General features: G+C 37.2%; 18 protein-coding genes and 1 pseudogene. 4 read left to right on the top strand and 15 right to left on the bottom strand.

What is annotated here, in order from left to right:
• Positions 1-124: 124 nt before the first annotated feature.
• The 4 genes from CA2015_RS14095 to tnpA form a co-directional block, all read right to left on the bottom strand.
• Entirely contained in the window at positions 125-607 is a 483-nt protein-coding gene (locus CA2015_RS14095) for a Cif family virulence factor (protein ID WP_157470476.1), read from the bottom strand.
• A gap of 251 nt (positions 608-858) precedes the next feature.
• The gene (gene tnpC, locus CA2015_RS14090; RefSeq protein WP_048640356.1) at positions 859-2,379 is read right to left on the bottom strand and encodes an IS66 family transposase; all 1,521 of its coding nucleotides are present in this window, start codon (positions 2,377-2,379) and stop codon (positions 859-861) included.
• 75 nt (positions 2,380-2,454) lie between these two features.
• Complete coding sequence (gene tnpB, locus CA2015_RS14085; RefSeq protein ID WP_014019612.1) at positions 2,455-2,802, bottom strand: IS66 family insertion sequence element accessory protein TnpB; 348 nt, start codon at positions 2,800-2,802, stop codon at positions 2,455-2,457.
• Between the two features lie 3 nt (positions 2,803-2,805).
• Complete coding sequence (gene tnpA / locus CA2015_RS14080; protein ID WP_048641298.1) at positions 2,806-3,108, bottom strand: IS66 family insertion sequence element accessory protein TnpA; 303 nt, start codon at positions 3,106-3,108, stop codon at positions 2,806-2,808.
• 1,033 nt (positions 3,109-4,141) lie between these two features.
• Between tnpA and CA2015_RS25150 the strand changes: the two genes are divergently transcribed.
• Positions 4,142-4,333, top strand: coding sequence for a hypothetical protein (locus tag CA2015_RS25150; protein ID WP_240477806.1), 192 nt, complete (start codon positions 4,142-4,144; stop codon positions 4,331-4,333).
• 42 nt (positions 4,334-4,375) lie between these two features.
• Positions 4,376-4,654, top strand: coding sequence for a transposase (locus CA2015_RS25145; protein WP_240477805.1), 279 nt, complete (start codon positions 4,376-4,378; stop codon positions 4,652-4,654).
• Positions 4,655-4,847: 193 nt separating this feature from the next.
• Here the strand turns inward: CA2015_RS25145 and CA2015_RS14065 are convergent, their stop codons facing one another.
• From CA2015_RS14065 to CA2015_RS14055, 3 genes are all read right to left on the bottom strand, one after another.
• Positions 4,848-5,369, bottom strand: coding sequence for a hypothetical protein (locus tag CA2015_RS14065; RefSeq protein ID WP_048642475.1), 522 nt, complete (start codon positions 5,367-5,369; stop codon positions 4,848-4,850).
• 242 nt (positions 5,370-5,611) lie between these two features.
• Complete coding sequence (locus CA2015_RS14060; RefSeq protein WP_048642474.1) at positions 5,612-6,208, bottom strand: hypothetical protein; 597 nt, start codon at positions 6,206-6,208, stop codon at positions 5,612-5,614.
• Positions 6,209-6,681: 473 nt separating this feature from the next.
• A complete protein-coding gene (locus CA2015_RS14055) occupies positions 6,682-6,918 on the bottom strand; it encodes a hypothetical protein (protein ID WP_048642473.1) in 237 nt (78 codons plus the stop codon).
• Positions 6,919-7,378: 460 nt separating this feature from the next.
• On the opposite strand from CA2015_RS14055, the gene CA2015_RS14050 reads away from it, so the two are divergent.
• Entirely contained in the window at positions 7,379-7,891 is a 513-nt protein-coding gene (locus CA2015_RS14050) for an REP-associated tyrosine transposase (protein ID WP_048642472.1), read from the top strand.
• Positions 7,892-8,054: 163 nt separating this feature from the next.
• Here CA2015_RS14050 and CA2015_RS14045 read toward each other — a convergent pair whose 3' ends face one another.
• The gene (locus CA2015_RS14045) at positions 8,055-9,023 is read right to left on the bottom strand and encodes an acyl-CoA thioester hydrolase/BAAT C-terminal domain-containing protein (RefSeq protein ID WP_240477804.1); all 969 of its coding nucleotides are present in this window, start codon (positions 9,021-9,023) and stop codon (positions 8,055-8,057) included.
• A 316-nt stretch (positions 9,024-9,339) separates the two neighbouring features.
• On the opposite strand from CA2015_RS14045, the gene CA2015_RS14035 reads away from it, so the two are divergent.
• Positions 9,340-11,502 carry a prolyl oligopeptidase family serine peptidase gene (locus tag CA2015_RS14035; RefSeq protein ID WP_048642469.1) on the top strand — a complete coding sequence of 721 codons (2,163 nt, stop codon included), beginning with the start codon at positions 9,340-9,342 and terminating at the stop codon, positions 11,500-11,502.
• A 76-nt stretch (positions 11,503-11,578) separates the two neighbouring features.
• Here CA2015_RS14035 and CA2015_RS14030 read toward each other — a convergent pair whose 3' ends face one another.
• From CA2015_RS14030 to CA2015_RS14000, 7 genes and pseudogenes are all read right to left on the bottom strand, one after another.
• The gene (locus CA2015_RS14030; protein ID WP_048642468.1) at positions 11,579-11,995 is read right to left on the bottom strand and encodes a hypothetical protein; all 417 of its coding nucleotides are present in this window, start codon (positions 11,993-11,995) and stop codon (positions 11,579-11,581) included.
• Between the two features lie 143 nt (positions 11,996-12,138).
• Positions 12,139-12,552: a type II toxin-antitoxin system VapC family toxin gene (locus tag CA2015_RS14025; protein WP_048642467.1), complete on the bottom strand. Its 414-nt coding sequence runs from the start codon at positions 12,550-12,552 to the stop codon at positions 12,139-12,141.
• Positions 12,552-12,794: a DUF6364 family protein gene (locus CA2015_RS14020; RefSeq protein ID WP_048642466.1), complete on the bottom strand. Its 243-nt coding sequence runs from the start codon at positions 12,792-12,794 to the stop codon at positions 12,552-12,554. The genes CA2015_RS14025 and CA2015_RS14020 overlap by 1 nt, the downstream gene beginning before the upstream one ends.
• Positions 12,795-12,989: 195 nt before the next feature.
• The gene (locus CA2015_RS14015; protein ID WP_240477803.1) at positions 12,990-13,574 is read right to left on the bottom strand and encodes a peroxiredoxin-like family protein; all 585 of its coding nucleotides are present in this window, start codon (positions 13,572-13,574) and stop codon (positions 12,990-12,992) included.
• A 706-nt stretch (positions 13,575-14,280) separates the two neighbouring features.
• Complete coding sequence (ltrA, locus tag CA2015_RS14010; RefSeq protein WP_240477802.1) at positions 14,281-15,393, bottom strand: group II intron reverse transcriptase/maturase; 1,113 nt, start codon at positions 15,391-15,393, stop codon at positions 14,281-14,283.
• 583 nt (positions 15,394-15,976) lie between these two features.
• A complete protein-coding gene (locus CA2015_RS14005) occupies positions 15,977-17,419 on the bottom strand; it encodes a hypothetical protein (protein ID WP_048642465.1) in 1,443 nt (480 codons plus the stop codon).
• Between the two features lie 412 nt (positions 17,420-17,831).
• Positions 17,832-18,158 (bottom strand): annotated as a pseudogene (locus tag CA2015_RS14000) (phosphoenolpyruvate carboxylase); the annotation flags it as partial.
• Positions 18,159-18,259 lie beyond the last annotated feature (101 nt).

Below are 18,259 nucleotides of genomic sequence, written 5' to 3'. Positions count from 1 at the left end.
TGAATACAAAAAATTAAGAAAAAACCATTCTCATTCTAAGCCTAATTCCCAAGAAACACAGGAGGCTCATGAACCTGACAAGTCTTGCATCCGTAAAAACACTTGGTAATTGTAGGGCGTTATTTTAGTGTTTTTCTGATGCTGTACTTCTAGCATCCGATATCAAATGAGCAGTAATTTCCCATTGGTCAGTTTTTTCAAATAATCTATAATGAGTTGTATTTCGAGTACCTAAGCTTATATTATCAGCAGTTTCCTGCCCCATTCTTTCAACTGTTGTAATTACAAGAATTGCTTTATCAGATATCTTTTTAAATTTTAGTGAGGTCTGTACCGTATTTCCAGCCATCACAAAGTCAAATCCAAAAACTCTAGTCAGATATTGTTGTATTGCTTCTTGTCCAATCATATTAAATCCGAAAGCATTGGTGAAATCAGCATTCTTTGAATACCATTTACAGGCTAATTTCACATCTTTTATTTTCCAACCTTGATTCCAATCATTTATTTTATTTATGACCTGCAAACTATCAGGTTCAGAAAGAGTTTGAGCATTTGTTGTTTGCACCCCTAAAACAAATATAATTACTATTAATATATGTCTCATACCTAAAGGATTTAACAGACTACTGCCTGACATACAATTACTTAATCTCCTATAAAGATAATAAAATTAAGTGAATGATCAGCACCTCCTATGACTCCGGTAAACCATTGCGCTTCACATTGCAGTTATTCAATCAGTAAGATACCAGCTACAGGACCCCTTCTTTAACACTTGAGCCTACCGAGCTTCGTAAGCATCCGACGAACCCATATAGATTAATTTTGAGTTGTTGGATTTTATGCTTTGAGGAGCTACTTGATTTTATGTTTCTCCCAATTGGAAGGTAGTAGTTGATAGAGATCTTTTTGCTTGTGGCTCTGGATTCTTTCGAATACGTCCTTGAGCCATTCAAACTCATTAATTTTGTTCTTTTTGCAGCTGGCCATGAAAGAATACATGGCTGCTGTCATCTCCGCAGCCTTGTGCGATCCTGCAAATAGATACGCTTTACGACCTATAGCTAGTGGACGAACGGCATTTTCAACCAGGTTATTGTCTATTTCCATTTGTCCATGAAGTGCATAAACACTCAGTCCTGCCCATCTTGACCTCGTATATTCTATAGCCTTGCCCATTGGACTTGTTGGCCTATGGCTGTATTGGTGCTTTTCCAGCCATTGCCCTAATCTGTCCAGCACAGGAGTGGCATGCTCTTTTCTCTCCTTCGTTTTCTGTAGATAGTCATACCCCTTTTCTCTCATCTGTGCTTCCAGCTTATAGAGTAGTTGCATCTCATCAAGGACATGGTTTGCCTGTTCTTCATTGTCATTGAGCGCTTCTACAAACTTGCGTCTGGCATGTGCCATACAAAACGTTAAATGAATAGTGTCATGCTTCCCATAAAGGGAATCATACACCTTGTAGCCATCCGTTTGGATGATACCCTTAAAGTCAGCAAGCATTTCTTTGGGACCCGAGCGATCCCTTCCTTTTCTGTAATCAAAGAGTACTAGTCTATCTACCGGCGCATGATAAAGCCACATGAACCCCTGATGAATACCTTTTTTGTTATCTCTATCTAACACTTTTATAGGCGTTTCGTCTACCTGAAGGTATTTTTGACTTAGGACTACCATACTGAGTAGATCGGAGAGTGGCTTGAGCTGTTCCCAGCCCTTAATTACCCAGTCAGAGGCACTCGAAGCAGGGATTCTTACGCCCATCTTGCTGTATTTATCCAGCTGCCTGTGAAGCGGCATTCCGTAGACATATTTGTCTACGATAAGTTGAGCAATCACTGATTCTGAAGGTATTCCCTTTTCTATTACTCTATCTGGTAATGTACCAATGAGGATGCCTTCACCGTTCGGTCTTGCGTATTTTGGACGCACGTAGCGTTTCACATAAAAAGATGCCGGAACTACTTCCAATACTTCGGTTACTTCCTGACCTATCTGTACACAACCTTCAGTGGATTCTTTTGGCTCTATCACCACTTCTTCCCTTCTGAGCTCTTCGGGAAGGCTCATACGAGAGGTGCCCTTGGCTCTTTTCTTTGGAGTGGTTTTTTGCTCTGTGGTAGGTACTGACTCGGAAAGCTCCTCTTGTACAGCTTGGGTAGTGCCTAGCTCGAAAAGCCCCATCTGATTTAGTCCCACATTAGCGGTTCTCTTTTCACTCTTGGTGCCAAAAATATACCCCCTGAACTTTTCAAGTTCATGCTGTAGGTCTGCTATTGCACTTTCCTTTTCGGAGATGGTCAACAATGACTCCTGATGGGCTTGGAGCTCTTGCTCATATAGCTTTTTGTAGTCGATTGTCTCATTTTCCATGACATAAAAATAAGCATAAAAAATAGGTTTGAAGTAGTTTTAATGCACTTTTTTACTTAATTCACCTGTTTATTTTCATGCCCTTTTTAAGGGTGTGTATCGGGTTCTGTAGCGTACCGATTCTAGCCTTACCCCCTGTAAGAGGAAGCTGAGTTGAGTACTCGTAATGGCTGTTCCGGTGAGAATAGGACGTTCAAAAGTGCCTCGTTCCAACTTTTTGATATATAAGGCAAAACCATCTTTGTCCCATTGCAAAAGTCGGATTTGGTTGCCTCGCTTGCCAATAAAAATGAACACATCTCCATTCATGGGGTCAAAACCAAGCTTGTTACGTACCAGTCCAGAAAGGGCATTGATACCAAAACGCATATCAGTGGGCTTATCATATAAAAAGTAACGACATGAAGAGGATAGCGCAAGCATTCGTTAGACAAGAAGCGTTTTAATAAACTCAGGTGAGACCCCATCATAGATTTCCAGGCTGATTCCTGAAGGATAATGAATATGCGCTATTACTCGGCCAACTCGACCAACAGATGGGATAGGGTCCAGCAATTGAAAAGCTTTTCCATTATTTGTTTCTTCTTCCTGTGCGCTGAATTTTTTGGTCCAATAATAAAAAGTTGTTCGAACAATACCATGCATATCGGAAAATTCTGATCTGCTAACCCCTGAGGATAACCATTCTTGATAAAGTTTACGCATATTGCTTTCTGTCTGTCTTTTCATGACACAAGTTTAGCAACAGATTAGCTTTCGCAAAAGATGTAGTTTGTCGGATGGATACTTATATTCCTCGACTATTAGATGTCGCTTTGGTTTCTTTATTTTAATAGGAACTTCGGTATTAGATTTATTTGGATCGACGTTTACAGTTACTTCCACGTTTTGACTGTTTCTATTTCTATTATCATTTGTATTATTATTTACGAATTGTGGTCGAAGTTCTTCGTCATTTCCAAAAAAACACAAATACAAATATCCAAAAAATTGAAATAGTGATAAAGCAATCAATATTAAGGGTTCAGGATCGAAATTGCTCTTGTAAGCCCAAATAGAGCCTCCAATAATTCCAATAATGGAGACTCCAAAAGATATATTATTTTCTATAATTTTCTTCATTCTTAGAAATATTAATTAATTAAGCCCAACGTCCAGCTAAAGCCCACAGTGCACTTTATTCGCCTTCCATCTACCACTAAAACTAAGGAATAAATATCAAATAAAAAACATAAATGATAACCTAGGCTTACAAGACGATATTTTAGTTTGAATACTTGTAATCCAACAATATTTTATTAAACGTTTAATAAAACGGATAATACCAAACTAACTTAGAATATTAAGCTCTTGGCTTGAGTTATTCCATAAACAATCTCTATTTAGCTATAAAAAAAGGCCCCGGCTGGGTGTAGAATCCTCTACACCCTTTTATTCCTAACTTACTTTGAAGTCGAAATCTTTTATATGCCATTTGCAATGGCTTCTGAAGACCCCCTTTATGTAAACAAATGGACAAAATTTTGAATACTGTACTGAAATTTGAGACCCCAACCTAATCAACAATACACTCGGGCGGCATTCATTTGCAATTCATTCAAGGATAGACTATTCTTAGTTATGGGAGAGGCTTATCAAATAAGAGATCAGGAAATCGAGCATGACAAAATCGTCAGGCCAAAAAATGATTATTGTAGCGAGATTCCACCCCGATAAACCGGGGCAAGTTATGACCTTTGGAAAACAAATATAAACAGATGAAATGCCCTATTTTTTAACATTCCAAGTGGTGGGATGGGTAGCTATGTTTTCAAGAAAAGTCTATCGAAATTTTATCTTGGAAAATTTGGCTTATTGTAGAAAGGAAAAGGGACTTTTCCTCTTTGGTTATGTCATCATGACCAATCACCTTCACTTGATTGTTCAACAAAAAGATGCGAATTTATCAGGATAGGTGCGTGATTTTAAGAAATTTACAAGCAAGAAATTGCTCAAAATGATAATTGAAAACCCTCAGGAAAGCAGAAAGGAATGGTTGAAGATAATTTTTGCCTATCATGCGAAATTTAATAAAAGAACTGGGGAGATGCAATTTTGGACACATGAAAACCATGCTATCGAACTTTATCGAACTGAAATGATTGAAAGTAGAATGAATTATATACATGAGAATCCGGTAAGGGCAGGAATCATAGAAAAACCAGAGGATTACATGTGTTCAAGTGCAAGGAATTATGCTGGATTGGAAGGTTTGATAACCGTGGATCATTGGTAATTCCGTCCATTTCCTACTGCAAATTGGAAAGGATAGAAGGGTGTTTTGCAAACCTACACCCAGCTCACGAAGGCATAAACACCTAGGGGGGGGAAAGCTACCGGAAGCTGAGTCCAATCCCGATCGATCGGGACTACAATGAACCGAAGTCTTACTTCGCATCATTGTAGCTTAATTGTTGTACACTGGCTTTTCATTCAGTTCGCTTTTTTAAATAAATTCTACGTTTAGTCAAATACCTTTCTCCCCAAAATAAAAACTTTTTATGTCGGCTGTATGCTTGTCCACGTTTTACCACATAACCATCTAAATGAAAAGCAAACAATTTTCCGTTTTGGTATTTATATTTCTTGTTTTCAATTTTTGAATTTCCAGAAGATAGTAATTCCGCAACAGTTTTTTCTTCCTCCTTTTCATTCTCAGATTTTAATAAAACCTCGTTTCTATTATTGATTTCATATATTCCGTTTCCAGTTTGATTAATTAAATCTCCACTAAATTCATATTCAAAAGTATAGTCTTTATTCAATTTTATTTTTGTCACGAAAAACCCTAATTCCGCAACATTACTTGTGTAATACCCGAATATTTTTCCTTGTCCAAATAAATTATTTGAAAAGATAATTATGATAATAAGTAAGAGGCTTTTCTTCAATTCGGGTTGTTTTTTTAGCTTTTGTACAACAATAGGGTATCTACTGTTTGAAGAAGACAATATAAGGACTAGTTACGCCTATTCAAATTGATAGATACCTACTGTTGTAATGCCTTTTTCTTTGCCTTTGTAAAAACAGACGCTTCTCCTCCCGCTCCTGCGGGCATCTCTAAAGAAAAACGGAGTTGGACAAACTTTACCTATTATCTATCAGGGTTTTATTTTTGATATTTATATTTTCATTTATTAGAATCTCTGATTTTGTTGAACTACGAAATTTTAAGGCATCTAGATAAACTTTACTAATTAATTACCAGTCTCAAAATAATCTCCGCAGAATTAATTTCTCCTTGAAGAATTTCTTTGTCATTGTATAGATAACAGCTAAATTTTATTTTAATCTTGTAAGTATCCTCAGATTTTTCAACCACTGAAACAACCTCGAGTTCAGAAAATTCCCCAATCAGTTTTTCTCGAATTGGATGAAAAATGTCGGTTTCTATTTCTTCCTTATCTACAATTTTTCCATACTCTAACTTAAACCCTTCTTTGTCAGTGTCAGATAATTTACCAATAGGGAATAAATTAAGAACTTTTTCTTTATTAGTTACTTCTGTTTCTGGTGTAATAATTAAAATATTTTTATCTCCAATCTCAAATGGATATGTAGTGAATCCAAGGTCATGTTTTCCAATAGGAGGTTCATCCGAATTGGAACTGCTGCCTGTATGAATTTGATAATTATCTTCATCAGCATTTATAACTACCAAGTCATTATTTACGGTACCGGAGAAATAATATTCGGAGGAAATGGAAGGAGCAAGAGGAGTAAAGTCATCTTCATTGCATGAAAAAAAAGCTAATAGAATACTAAGAATTAAAAATTCATATTTTTTCATAATAATGGATTTAAGTTAATTGATTCTTATTGCCGAATTTTCAATGACCATGCCAAACATAAGAACGAAATTAAAATCATATAGACTACTTGCATTTTACAACATTGGGCACAACATCCGGCTAAAGTGCACAGTGCACTTTATTCGCCTTCCATCTACCACTAAAACTAAGGAATAAATATTAAATAAAAAACATAAATCATAGCCTAGGCTTACAAGACGATATTTTAGTTTGAATACTTATGATCCAACAAGGTTTTATTAAACGTTTAATAAAACGGATAATATTAAACTAACTTAGGATATTAAGCTCTTGGCTTGAGTTATTCCATAAACAATCTCTATTTTAGATATAAAAAAAGGCCACTGAAACAGTGGCCTTTTCATATGGCATAATAATGTTGTTCTAATCGTTACGCGACATTCCTTGCTACATGGATGCTACCAAACTTGGTTCTGTGGATCAGCTTTTGTCAAGCGGTACCTTCTTTTCCTTTGTCCAAAAAGGTTTGGATAACGTACAGCTGTATGGTGATCCATGGCAATACAATTCTTTCCCTGATGGCTATGGATTGATTACTTAGCGGACTGCCTTCCAATAAGCCCATCATTCCTGCCCCCTCTGGTTCAAGTTTAGCGTAGCCTAACTTGGACCTATAATGAAGAAAGCTTTCAATTTTAGTAGAAATGGACGGATAACTTTCCGGCAAACTCTATACGGCTGGCTTCGACAGGCTCATCCACCGGACATTATACGGTAATTGGTTATAATAGAAAAGTAGCACAATTGAAAAGCACTTATTTTCGGTTTAGCCCTACGCTAAATCTCCCCGGCTGGGTGTAGAATCCTCTACACCCTTTTATTCCTAACTTACTTTGAAGTCGAAATCTTTTATATGCCATTTGCAATGGCTTCTGAAGACCCCCTTTATGTAAACAAATGGACAAAATTTTGAATACTGTACTGAAATTTGAGACCCTATCCTAATCAACAATACACTCGGGCAGCATTCATTTGCAATTCATTCAAGGATAGACTATTTTTAGTTATGGGAGAGGCTTATCAAATAAGAGATCAGGAAATCGAGCATGACAAAATCGTCAGGCCAAAAAATGATTATTGTAGCGAGATTCCATCTGACCTTTGGAAAACAAATATAAACAGATGAAATGCCCTATTTTTTAACATTCCTAGTGGTGGGATGGGCAGATGTGTTTTCAAGAAAAGTCTATCGAGATTTTATCTTGGAAAATCTGGCTTATTGTAGAAAGGAAAAGGGACTTTTCCTCTTTGGTTATGTCATCATGACCAATCACCTTCACTTGGTTGTCCAACAAAAAGATGCGAATTTATCAGGATGGGTGTGTGATTTTAAGAAATTTACAAGCAAGAAATTGCTAAAAATGATAATTGAAAACCCTCAGGAAAGCAGAAAGGAATGGTTGAAGATAATTTTTGCCTATCATGCGAAATTTAATAAAAGAACTGGGGAGATGCAATTTTGGACACATGAAAACCATGCTATCGAACTTTATCGAACTGAAATGATTGAAAGTAGAATGAATTATATACATGAGAATCCGGTAAGGGCAGGAATCATGGAAAAACCAGAGGATTACATGTGTTCAAGTGCAAGGAATTATGCTGGATTAGAAGGTTTAATAACCGTGGATCATTGGTAATTCCGTCCATTTCCAATTGCAAATTGGAAAGGATAGAAGGGGTTGTTTTGGAATTGAAAGGATACTTTTCAGGTAATGTTTGATAAAAAGATTTGAAAGTTTTTATACGGAAACGGTTCCCGCCCTATCACGAGCCCCAATTGTATAAGTCAATTCTTCTAATTTATAACTTATCAATGAATTCCATCAACTTTATTTTGGCTTCCTGTTTTGCTTTGAAATCACCACCCTCAGTCCCGCCAAATTCATAAGTATACTCTTTTCCATCAATGTTGACCCTTCCGGTTCTAAGGCGCTCTTTATGCTCAGGATTGTTAGAAATTAAATGTCCCGCATTGTCATATTTAATATTCTGAAAGGCATGCTCAAAGTCATGTTCCGTCAATCTCTTTTCTATCAAGTCTGACATGACTGAGGATGGCCAGACCTTGTCATCCGTTCCAGAAAAAAGCAGGATAGGCCCGTTAATATTTTCTACCTTGATCATGGCTTTTTGAAGTAAATCTTTTTTCGCCAATCCATCCAACCAATAGCCTTCCATCTCAATTTTATTGGTCTTATTTCCCTTGATTTTATCCATAGGCAGATAAGGAATATCAATTCCTTTGTATTTCCAACTCGCTTTTATTTCATTGGAATTATAGGGCAAAACAGTATTTGACCAAGACACAGCACTTGGGGCATAAGCCACCACGCCACGAATGTGTTTGGGTAATACTGAGGCAAGCACCAGCGCTAATTCAGCATTTCTTGAAGCACCCATCACCACTATTTTGTTTGGATTAACCTCTGTTTGCGCTTTAAGCCAATTGAGGACATTTTCAAAATAGGTCAACTCAATTCCTTCAGGCAATTCTGGCAATCCTTCCTTTCCTATATAAGGTAGCGACAATCCAACCAAGCCTTTTTGAGCAAATTGTTGGCCCCAATAATCTCCCCATTGGCCTCCACCTATCAAGATTACTGTGGGGCTATTCTTAATGCTTTCCTTGGCAAAGAAGTTTGCTTGAAAACCATTCCCGTCTACAGCCCTGGGTTTAACCCCACTGAAAAGCATCTTGTCAGCAATAAAGTAGCCACCAAATAGGAGGAATAGCATTCCAACAATTAAAATATACTTTCTATTTCTCATCGTTTTTTTCAGATAGATAAGTAGGTAAAACAGCTTGGCTTTTGTTTTCAAAATTAGCAAAGACAAAAAATTTACTGCCAACTTTATTCACTTTTAAAGTGACGGTATTTATTGTAGTGATAATTGGTTTCCTTCACAAGGATTTGCCTCATTTTTCAACCAGCCAAGTAGCAAAGCGACTAATATCCGACTAAATTTAACATTTACGGTTCTTCCTTTTTCTAAAATTACCTGAACACAAAAAAATAAATGCCTAAATTTAAAGAATGATGTATTTATAATCGCCATTGTTTATGTCAATGTCATAAAAAGGAAAATGATGCAAAACGACTTTATATTATTACCCAAATTGAAAAAAAACAGTCTTTTGTGTCTGACAATTCTGACCTTGGCATGTACTAATGAAAACCATTTCAAACCTATACCTGTGGAATACCCAATTACCGAAAAATCTGATCATGTTGACTTGTATTGGGGGGAAGAAGTAGCAGACCCTTACCGATGGCTAGAGGACGATTATGCTGAAAACACCAAAGAATGGGTGATTGCCCAAAATAAAGTCACTTTTGATTACTTGGATAAAATCCCTTTTAGAGAGGCCATAAGAGAAAGGCTTGAAAAAGTATGGAATTATGAGAAAGTAGGGGCTCCTTTTTTCTACGGTGACTGGACTTATTACTTTAAGAATGACGGACTGCAAAATCAGTCTGTGCTGTACAGATCACGGGATGAAGGAAAAGAAGAAGTCTTTTTGGATCCCAATAAGCTGTCTGAAGATGGCAGCACTTCCTTGTCCAGTATTGCCTTCACCAAAGATGGAAGTTTATTTGCCTATGCTGTTTCTGTCGCAGGATCGGATTGGAGGGATATCTATGTCATGGACACCGAAAGCAAGACCTTACTAAAAGATCAAATCAAGGATGCCAAATTCACAGGCATTTCATGGGAAGGAAAAAAAGGCTTTTACTACAGTACCTATGCCCAACCTGACGGATCCAAGCTTTCTGCATTGACCAATGATCACAGGCTTTATTTCCACGAATTGGGTACCACACAAGCTGAAGATGTACTGGTATTTGGAAATGATGAAACACCTAAAAGGTATGTTTCATGTACTGTTACGGAGGATGGTCAAGTCCTTGTTATTAGTGCTGCTAACAGCACCACTGGAAACGAATTGTACATCAAAGATTTAAGCAAAGCAGGTAGTACCATCAAGCCCATCGTAGCAAACATGGACAACAACCATGGCGTTTTGGATCATCGGGAAGGATGGCTGTTGGTCCAAACCAACAAGGATGCACCCAACAACCAACTGGTAAAAATTGACCTGAACAATCCCGAACCGGAAAAATGGCAGGTGCTTGTTCCTGAAAAAGAACAAGTCATGCAAGTATCCAAAGGTGGTGGGAAGCTATTTGCTACTTACTTAAAAGACGCCATCAGCGAAATTCGCCAATATGACTATGAAGGCAAGGAAGAAAGCAGAATCGAACTTCCCGGAGCAGGTACTGTTAGTGGTTTCTCCTCCAAAAAAACGCAAGACAGCATTTATTATTCCTTCACTTCCTATGTGCAACCGGGAAGCATTTATCGTTATTCAATAAGAGAAGGGAAGAGTAAACTTTACCGACAACCCCAACTGGATTTTGACCCAGAGGCCTATGAAAGCCATCAGGTTTTTTACACTTCCAAGGATGGCACTAAAGTACCTATGATCATCACCCATAAAAAAGGCTTGGCCTTGAATGGCAAGAACCCTACAATATTGTACGGATATGGCGGTTTTAACATTAGCCTCACACCTGCTTTCAGCATAGCCAATACCGTATGGTTAGAAAATGGTGGTATTTATGCTGTCCCTAATATCAGGGGAGGTGGAGAATATGGTGAAAATTGGCACAAGGCTGGCACTAAACTTCAGAAGCAAAATGTATTTGATGATTTCATAGCTGCGGGAGAGTATTTAATTCATGAAGGATACACTTCAAGTGACTACTTGGCCATCAAAGGCGGTAGCAATGGTGGTTTACTCGTGGGCGCTACGATGATCCAAAGACCTGATCTTGCCAGAGTGGCTTTGCCTGCTGTAGGAGTTATGGACATGCTAAGGTACCATCAGTTTACTGCAGGGGCAGGATGGGCCTATGATTACGGAACTGCAGATGAGAGTGAAGAGATGTACCGGTACCTAAAAAGTTATTCACCTGTTCATGCCTTGAAGCAAGGAACAGCCTACCCGGCAACTTTGGTCACTACGGCCGACCATGATGACCGTGTGGTTCCTGCACATTCCTTTAAATTTGCTGCAGCACTTCAGGAAGCCCATAAAGGAGAATTGCCCGTATTGATCCGAATCGAAACCAATGCAGGACATGGTGCAGGCAAGCCTACTTCGAAGGTGATTGAGGAACAGGCAGATATCTTTGCCTTTACCCTTTATAATATGGGGGTGGATTTTGGAGGGAAAAGTGAGTAGAAGAGGAATGTTTGTAACCTATTTAGGTTTTAAAATAATCATTTGCGATTATTGCCAGGACGTATGATACAAGTTTTTAGAAAACCTGATATGGAATGGTAAAGTGCCAATCGCCAGCAGGTATTGGTATTCGTTCATCTCTTTTAAACTCAAGTTCTTTTATTTTTTCATCTATTAGATCAACATATGGTCTTATCGGGAGAGGATAATCCTTCCATTTATGGCCTTTATTTATAGCATCTCTATACTGAATAAACCAATTTCCTCCACCGTCTTTTAATAATAACACTACCCATTCAATATTTACAATATTAGCATGGGTGTCCATTTTTAAATGAGTAATAATTTTACCGTTAATTCCTTCAACACGAAGAGTAGGAGGTAATTTTAATCGATGATAATTATTGAGACCTAGATAATAAGGATCTCCAGTTTGACCATGGGAGGTATAAATGATCATGGTTAGAAAAAATAGGATTGTAAAACCCCTCATTTAATACGCTTTAGTAAATGTGCAAAATATCGGATCTACCTCCTACTTGTTTTAATGTCACCAGTTTATAACAGACTAGCATTTACAAAAGATCTTATTTTCGGATGGATACAAGAATATGGATATTTTCCCCGTAAGCTTTGTCATCCTTTCATTCCGAGGTATTCCTTGGCAGACAATACTGGAATCTTCGAATGCTTAAAATCTTTTTGGTTTCTCGTAATGATTATTCTAACTCCATTTTCAATAGCAGAATAATACTGTATCGCATCTTCAAAATCTTTAAATTCCGAATCAAGCGCCAATTCAATCACCTTATCATCTATGGGAACAACTTCAACCAATACCTTGAACTGCCTAAGTACCTTTCTCGCACTTGAAACCTTCAATTGCTGAGAAAGGATATAATAGGTATTGGCAAAAGTAAGTGCTGACACAAATAATTTCACCTTTCCTTTATCACTCAGGGTAAATAGCTCCTGAGCCTCTTTTAAAAAACTTTCCCGTTTCCCTAATAAATCCAAAACCACATTGGTATCTACAAGTATTCTATCCATTAGTTATACTTATTGGATAAATAATCAATGTATTTTCTATTCTCTGCACCTTCTTTCAATTTAACCACACCTGTTAAACTCTCGACCAACGGGCTTACTTCTGCCTTTCCAGCATTTCCCTTTGTAAGTGCATCCAAATAATTTTCAATTAATTTTGACAAGCTAATGTTCTGTTCTTTGGCGTACATCTTCGCACGCTCAATTACACCATTATCAAGTTTTAAGGTCAGTTTTGAATCCATAGCTCTAAATTGTACGTACAAATTTAAAAATATCATACGTTATACGCAACACTTAACTATGATTTCACTTATACGACGTTGGGTTTTATAGGACCATCAGTTTACTGCAGTAACAGGAGTACCATCATAAAGGTTTCAAATTACAAGCAATTCTTGCTCTTTATGGGGTTCAGGAACTTCAGTAAGTAATTTTCCCTAAGATAGATTTTTTAAGGCCTCAATAATCTCATCAGGTTCTGAACGTGTTCTATAATCAACATTGACATAGCTCCACTTGACCACCCCGTCACTTCCTAACACAAAAGTGGCAGGAAGTGGTAATATGGTGCCATTACCGTTATTGATTTTTTCCAAATCAATTTTACGATCTACTCGCATATGTTCAATCAAAAATTCCGGTACCTCCCAAGCAACACCATATTTTGAAGCCACCTTGGCATCTTGGTCAGACAATACAATAAATTCCATTTTACTAATTTCATTTTCTGTCATTGACCCGTCAGGCACTTCAGGACTGATGGCAACTAATGTAGCGCCTAATTCATGGATATCACTCAATTTGGCTTCTAAGGCTCTTAGCTGTAAGTTACAGTAAGGACACCAACTTCCGCGATAAAATGTAATCACAACAGGCCCTTTATTCAATAAAGAAGTTAAGGAAATGGTATTCCCCTGTGGGTTAGGTAGCTCGAAAATTGGCGCTTTTGCCCCAATTTTAATCGCATTCTTTCCCTGTTGGAAAGCTTTTGCCTTAATAATTATTTCATCAACACCTTTCATAAAGTCAGGCTATCTTTCGCCCTGCTTCAATTTTAGCATCTGTTTGTTCTTTTAATTTTCCCATAGTTTTTCTTTAATCCAATATAGTTACAACTCAAAGATTCATTTTTTTATCTCATTATTGTCTAATTTAATCCATTCGGTGTTTTTCAGAAAGACAAGGTTCAGAATATTCAATTTCCCCTGCTTTTTCTAATATTTCCAATCGTCCTTGAATGGTTTTGTAATTTATTGGCCCCCTCTGGTTCAAGTTTAGCCTAGCATAACTTGGACCCAAAATGCAGAAAGTTTATAAATTTTATTAAATATTAGTCGGACAACTTTCCGGCAAACTTCATATGACTGGGCAGGTTCAGCCACTGGTGATTATAGGGTAAGTAGTTATAATAGAAAAGTAAACATCACCTGAAATATTTTATTGAAGTTGACCCTGTACATTTCTCAAGGTTCAATCGAGTAGACGGTCGTGAGCCAAAAGCCCACGATGCGCCTCTCACACCACCGTACGTACGGTTCTCGTATACGGCGGTTCATTGAATCTCAGGTTTAAATTTCAAGTAATAATCCTGCATACTTTGATAACCTTTTCTTCGGAGTCTTGAAAGAGTAATCGTGGTTCCCAAAATTGGGCTTTGAGCTACTGCCCATCCTCCTTTTCTGGTCCTACTCCAAGCATACGCTAAACCTTGTGAAACTCCCAACCTTATCAGATTTTTACGTTTCCGCACTGGCTTTTTCTCCCGGTCGACCGGGACCAAATACAGTATCTCAGACGATTCCTCAACCACTCATCAAGCTTAATAAGTTTGGATTTTATATTGGCCAAACGATAATTGTTTATCCAGCCCATCCATACCTCTCTGAGTTTATAAAGCCGCACTTTAAAACTGTATGGCAACGTTTTCTTGGTAATGCCTTTAAGTTTTCGCCTTAGATTCTCCCAACTACCTTTCTTGACAACTAATTGGTAATCGCCTTTTTCCCTTTTCCCGTAAGTAGGAGTAAATCCATGTCCAAGCAACACGAATTTTGTAGGTCTTCTAATACCGCTCTTTTCCCTGTTAATGGGCAATTCCAGCTTGTTTTTGAGGAACAAGTAAACTTCATTTCCCACCTTTCGGGCCTCTGCCTTGGATTTCGTATAAACACTAAAATCGTCAGCATAACGAACGAATTTCAACCCTTTACTTTTTAGGTATTTGTCCAGTTTATCCAAGAGAATATTAGATAACAGCGGACTCAGGGGACTTCCCTGTGGCAATCCTTTTCTGCGTTTGTGCAGCTTCCCATTAATCTGGATCGGTGCTCTCAACAATTTTCGAATCAGCCACAAGATTGTCGGGCATTTTACTTTATTATAGATTAGTTGCAGTAGTTTGTAGTGCTGTACTTCATCGAAAAACCCTTTCAGATCAATATCCACAATGTCCTGATAGCCATCATTGATGTTATTAAGAGATTGGGTTACTGCTCCGTGAAGATTCTTTCCAGGACGGAAACCATAGCTTTCTTCTTCAAAATCTAATTCGAATTGGACAGCAAGTTGTTGACTAACCCCCTGTTGAAGCCACCTGTCCACAACACATGGAATTCCTAGTAATCTAGTCTTCCTGTTACTCTTGGGGATTTCCACCCCTCTGATAGCTTTCGGCACATATTCCCTGCTAAGAATTTCCGTTACTAAAGATGGTTTATATTGGTCTATAAAGAACTTCAAACCATTCACTTCCATACCGTCTACTCCTGCAGACCCTTGGTTTCCTACCACTTGACGATAGGCCCTATAAAGATTTTTGGATTGTAGTACTTTCGCTATCATTGCTTTCTCTTCCTTGTCTGTCCGCTTAAGGTTAGGCTATACAAATTTCTCAGCATTCCAAACCGAATTAAGACGCGATTCAATGTTCAGTCCTTCATTATCAAGTGAGACCTCTGTAGCTCTTACAGCTCGTTTCCGATAACTAATATGACTTCTGCTGACTTCTTGGCACATAGAAACTGAATCTATTCCAAGACCTCCCCAGGTAATGGCATATTCCTTCCCCCAATATCCACTGGATCTACCGGTAAGACACCTGTTAGTTACCCAACCTTTGGACGTCAGTATGGTGTGCTACCTCATCCTACCTTACCGGCCTCCGTATCCAGTTTCCCGATAATCGGGACAGGCTCTGTTCGTTGGAACCGGGGTTTGCAGTCTCGCTTCCTTCAGTGCTTACCTCACGGCAAACCACCTTGCGACTTGCTAATGCTTCGGGACATTAATTCCCGCACATAAGGGACTTTCACCCTCTGGAATAATTTGGTATCTTCGATACCAGATGCCCATGCTGGGCACACACACTGCATTCAGACTAGGCTGTTCCAGCCGTCAGAATGCTTAGTTATTGGCTGCAGGCTATTTATATCTTGTCATTGCTCCTTAAAAATCTTAATAATCTTTGTAGAATTTCCTTTTCTTTTTCATTTACCAATCCGAAATTTTCAGCAATTAAGTCATTATAATTCTTAGCAAATTTTTTATCAAGAGAATTATTAAGGATTGGTTTAAGGTGTTCTTTAGGTATTTTTCCTATAATATTTTCTTCAATTGCTGTTCTCATAAAGTCATTTAAATTAATGCTATAGTAATGTGAAAGGATATTATAATAAATTTGACGATTCAAATATTCTAAAGTAATTTTCCCATTACTTAATCCTCTATACAATTCCGACATACAGAGGGACATTGAAAAAGGAATAAAAGAAATATAACTACTACTTTCATCAAAATAGCGTTGTGTATCGTAAAATTCATCACTAAATAACGTCAACCAATTACTTTGTAAATCAAAAATTTCACTAATAAGCCAATGATAGTTTGAGGGATATTCTTTATTAGAGTTTTCTTCTACTACCAATATATTGTTAACCATTTGCTTCACAATACTTGAATAAATGGTTTGCATATTTGTATACCTATGAGATATTGTTGAAATATCTATTTTATTCTCAATTGCCGAAGAATACATAAGTCCAATGAAACGTATATGAAAGTACATTGGTAAATCAAAACCTTCTTCTTCTTTTAACCGTGTATGGTAATGTTCTTGATTGTAAATTCCCTTTTTTCCATGCTCTGACTGTAAATGTTGTAAAACATGGTCAGAAAAAACCATAAGTATTCCATTATGTATTGATTGTTGTAAATTTTCTTTTAAAATCGTGTTTAAGAATGGTTTGTCGTCAAGCAAACTGTAACTATTCCAATGTTCTTTTATCTCAGAGTAATATACGGAATTTGGGTTTTCAAGGAATAATCGAAAAATTGATTGGAAATCATTTTCACTATTAAACTTTCCCCAAAATTGTAGGAGGTACGAAGGTCTGCTTTCTAAAATCTTATTCAAAAATTTTGGGCTAAAAAGCAATTGTTTATAGTTTTCCCAATCATCTGAAATGTATTTATCAGGTGTGTATTTAGTAAATAATTTAAAGAATTCTTCGAATGGCTTTTCATTGAGTAATTGGGCGAAAAAGTCAATAGATTCTCTATCAGCTTTAGGTTTAGATTTAATAAGAAACAAACGAAATAAAAGCCAAATGAAAGATATGTAGAATAATGCAAAAGCTATATTTTCCGAGTCAAATCCCCAAGAAACAGTGAAGTGTTCGAAAAATCCAAATCGATGAATTAACTCCTCAAAAAATAGCAAATAAGGAACAATTACAACATTGATTAACAAAAATAAAACTATTAAAATCTTACTTGTTCTCTGAAATCGCAGAAATAAATCCTCCTTAGGCAATAACGTAAAGACAGCCATAAATACTGTGATTACTGTTAGCCAACCATTAATATCCATTTTTTAATTATTAATGTTTTAATACTAAAGTCTATCATTTCTCTTAAATATAATGCTGATTTTATGAAAATTATAAGTCAGTCTATTGGGTATCAAAAAATTAATTTAGAGCTCATCTGTTTCAATTTAGTAGTGTCCCAAGCTTGCACCCAACATCCGGCTAAAGCACACAGCGCACTTTATTCGACTTCCAACTATCATTAAAACTAAGGAATAAATATTAAATAAAAAACATAAATCATAGCCTAAGCTTACAAGACGATATTTTAGTTTGAATACTTATGATCCAACAAGGTTTTATTAAACGTTTAATAAAACGGATAATATCAAACTAACTTAGGATTTTAAACCCTTGGCTTGAGTTATTCCATAACCAATCTCTACTTTAGATAAAAAAATGTTGTTCTAATCGTTACGCATCATTTCTTGCTACATGGATTCTACCAAACATGGTCCTGAGGATCAGCTTTTGTAAGGCAGTATCTTCTTTGCCTTTGTCCAAAATGGTCTGAATGGCATACTGCTGAATGGTGATCAACGGTAAAACAATTCTTTCCCTAATGGCAATGGATTGATTACTTAGCGGACTGTCCTCCAGCAAGTCCGTCATTCCTGCCACAGTTAGGATTTTTTCATAAGACCTCTGGTATTCACCGTACATCAGGTCCCAGAAACCTCCGAATTGCGGATCGTCCTTAAGGTATGCGGTCGCCGGATAAAAAGATTTTGCAATTGTCTTGAACTAGAATGAAAGATTATTAAGTAAGAAGCAGAGATATATCTTCCTGTTTCATAAGGAAGTGAAATAAACCAAGGAAATGCCCCCTAAGCTAACTGAAG

Origin of the sequence: Cyclobacterium amurskyense (genome assembly GCF_001050135.1) — a bacterium.
Classification (GTDB): Bacteria; Bacteroidota; Bacteroidia; order Cytophagales; family Cyclobacteriaceae; genus Cyclobacterium; species Cyclobacterium amurskyense.
The sequence above is the reverse complement of the archived record's forward strand: the minus strand, read 5'-3'. Positions and strand labels throughout refer to the sequence as shown.

Bases quoted from the DNA above. Each gene is read 5' to 3' on its own strand.
- CA2015_RS14030 (WP_048642468.1), bottom strand. From the start codon at position 11,995: ATGAGGGGTTTTACAATCCTATTTTTTCTAACCATGATCATTTATACC.
- tnpC (WP_048640356.1), bottom strand. From the start codon at position 2,379: ATGGAAAATGAGACAATCGACTACAAAAAGCTATATGAGCAAGAGCTC.
- CA2015_RS14005 (WP_048642465.1), bottom strand. From the start codon at position 17,419: ATGGATATTAATGGTTGGCTAACAGTAATCACAGTATTTATGGCTGTC.
- tnpA (WP_048641298.1), bottom strand. From the start codon at position 3,108: ATGAAAAGACAGACAGAAAGCAATATGCGTAAACTTTATCAAGAATGG.
- CA2015_RS14050 (WP_048642472.1), top strand. From the start codon at position 7,379: ATGCCCTATTTTTTAACATTCCTAGTGGTGGGATGGGCAGATGTGTTT.
- CA2015_RS14025 (WP_048642467.1), bottom strand. From the start codon at position 12,552: ATGGATAGAATACTTGTAGATACCAATGTGGTTTTGGATTTATTAGGG.
- ltrA (WP_240477802.1), bottom strand. From the start codon at position 15,393: ATGATAGCGAAAGTACTACAATCCAAAAATCTTTATAGGGCCTATCGT.
- CA2015_RS14045 (WP_240477804.1), bottom strand. From the start codon at position 9,023: ATGAGAAATAGAAAGTATATTTTAATTGTTGGAATGCTATTCCTCCTA.
- CA2015_RS14095 (WP_157470476.1), bottom strand. From the start codon at position 607: ATGAGACATATATTAATAGTAATTATATTTGTTTTAGGGGTGCAAACA.
- CA2015_RS14035 (WP_048642469.1), top strand. From the start codon at position 9,340: ATGATGCAAAACGACTTTATATTATTACCCAAATTGAAAAAAAACAGT.
- tnpB (WP_014019612.1), bottom strand. From the start codon at position 2,802: ATGCTTGCGCTATCCTCTTCATGTCGTTACTTTTTATATGATAAGCCC.
- CA2015_RS25145 (WP_240477805.1), top strand. From the start codon at position 4,376: ATGATAATTGAAAACCCTCAGGAAAGCAGAAAGGAATGGTTGAAGATA.
- CA2015_RS14060 (WP_048642474.1), bottom strand. From the start codon at position 6,208: ATGAAAAAATATGAATTTTTAATTCTTAGTATTCTATTAGCTTTTTTT.
- CA2015_RS14015 (WP_240477803.1), bottom strand. From the start codon at position 13,574: ATGAAAGGTGTTGATGAAATAATTATTAAGGCAAAAGCTTTCCAACAG.
- CA2015_RS25150 (WP_240477806.1), top strand. From the start codon at position 4,142: ATGCCCTATTTTTTAACATTCCAAGTGGTGGGATGGGTAGCTATGTTT.
- CA2015_RS14020 (WP_048642466.1), bottom strand. From the start codon at position 12,794: ATGGATTCAAAACTGACCTTAAAACTTGATAATGGTGTAATTGAGCGT.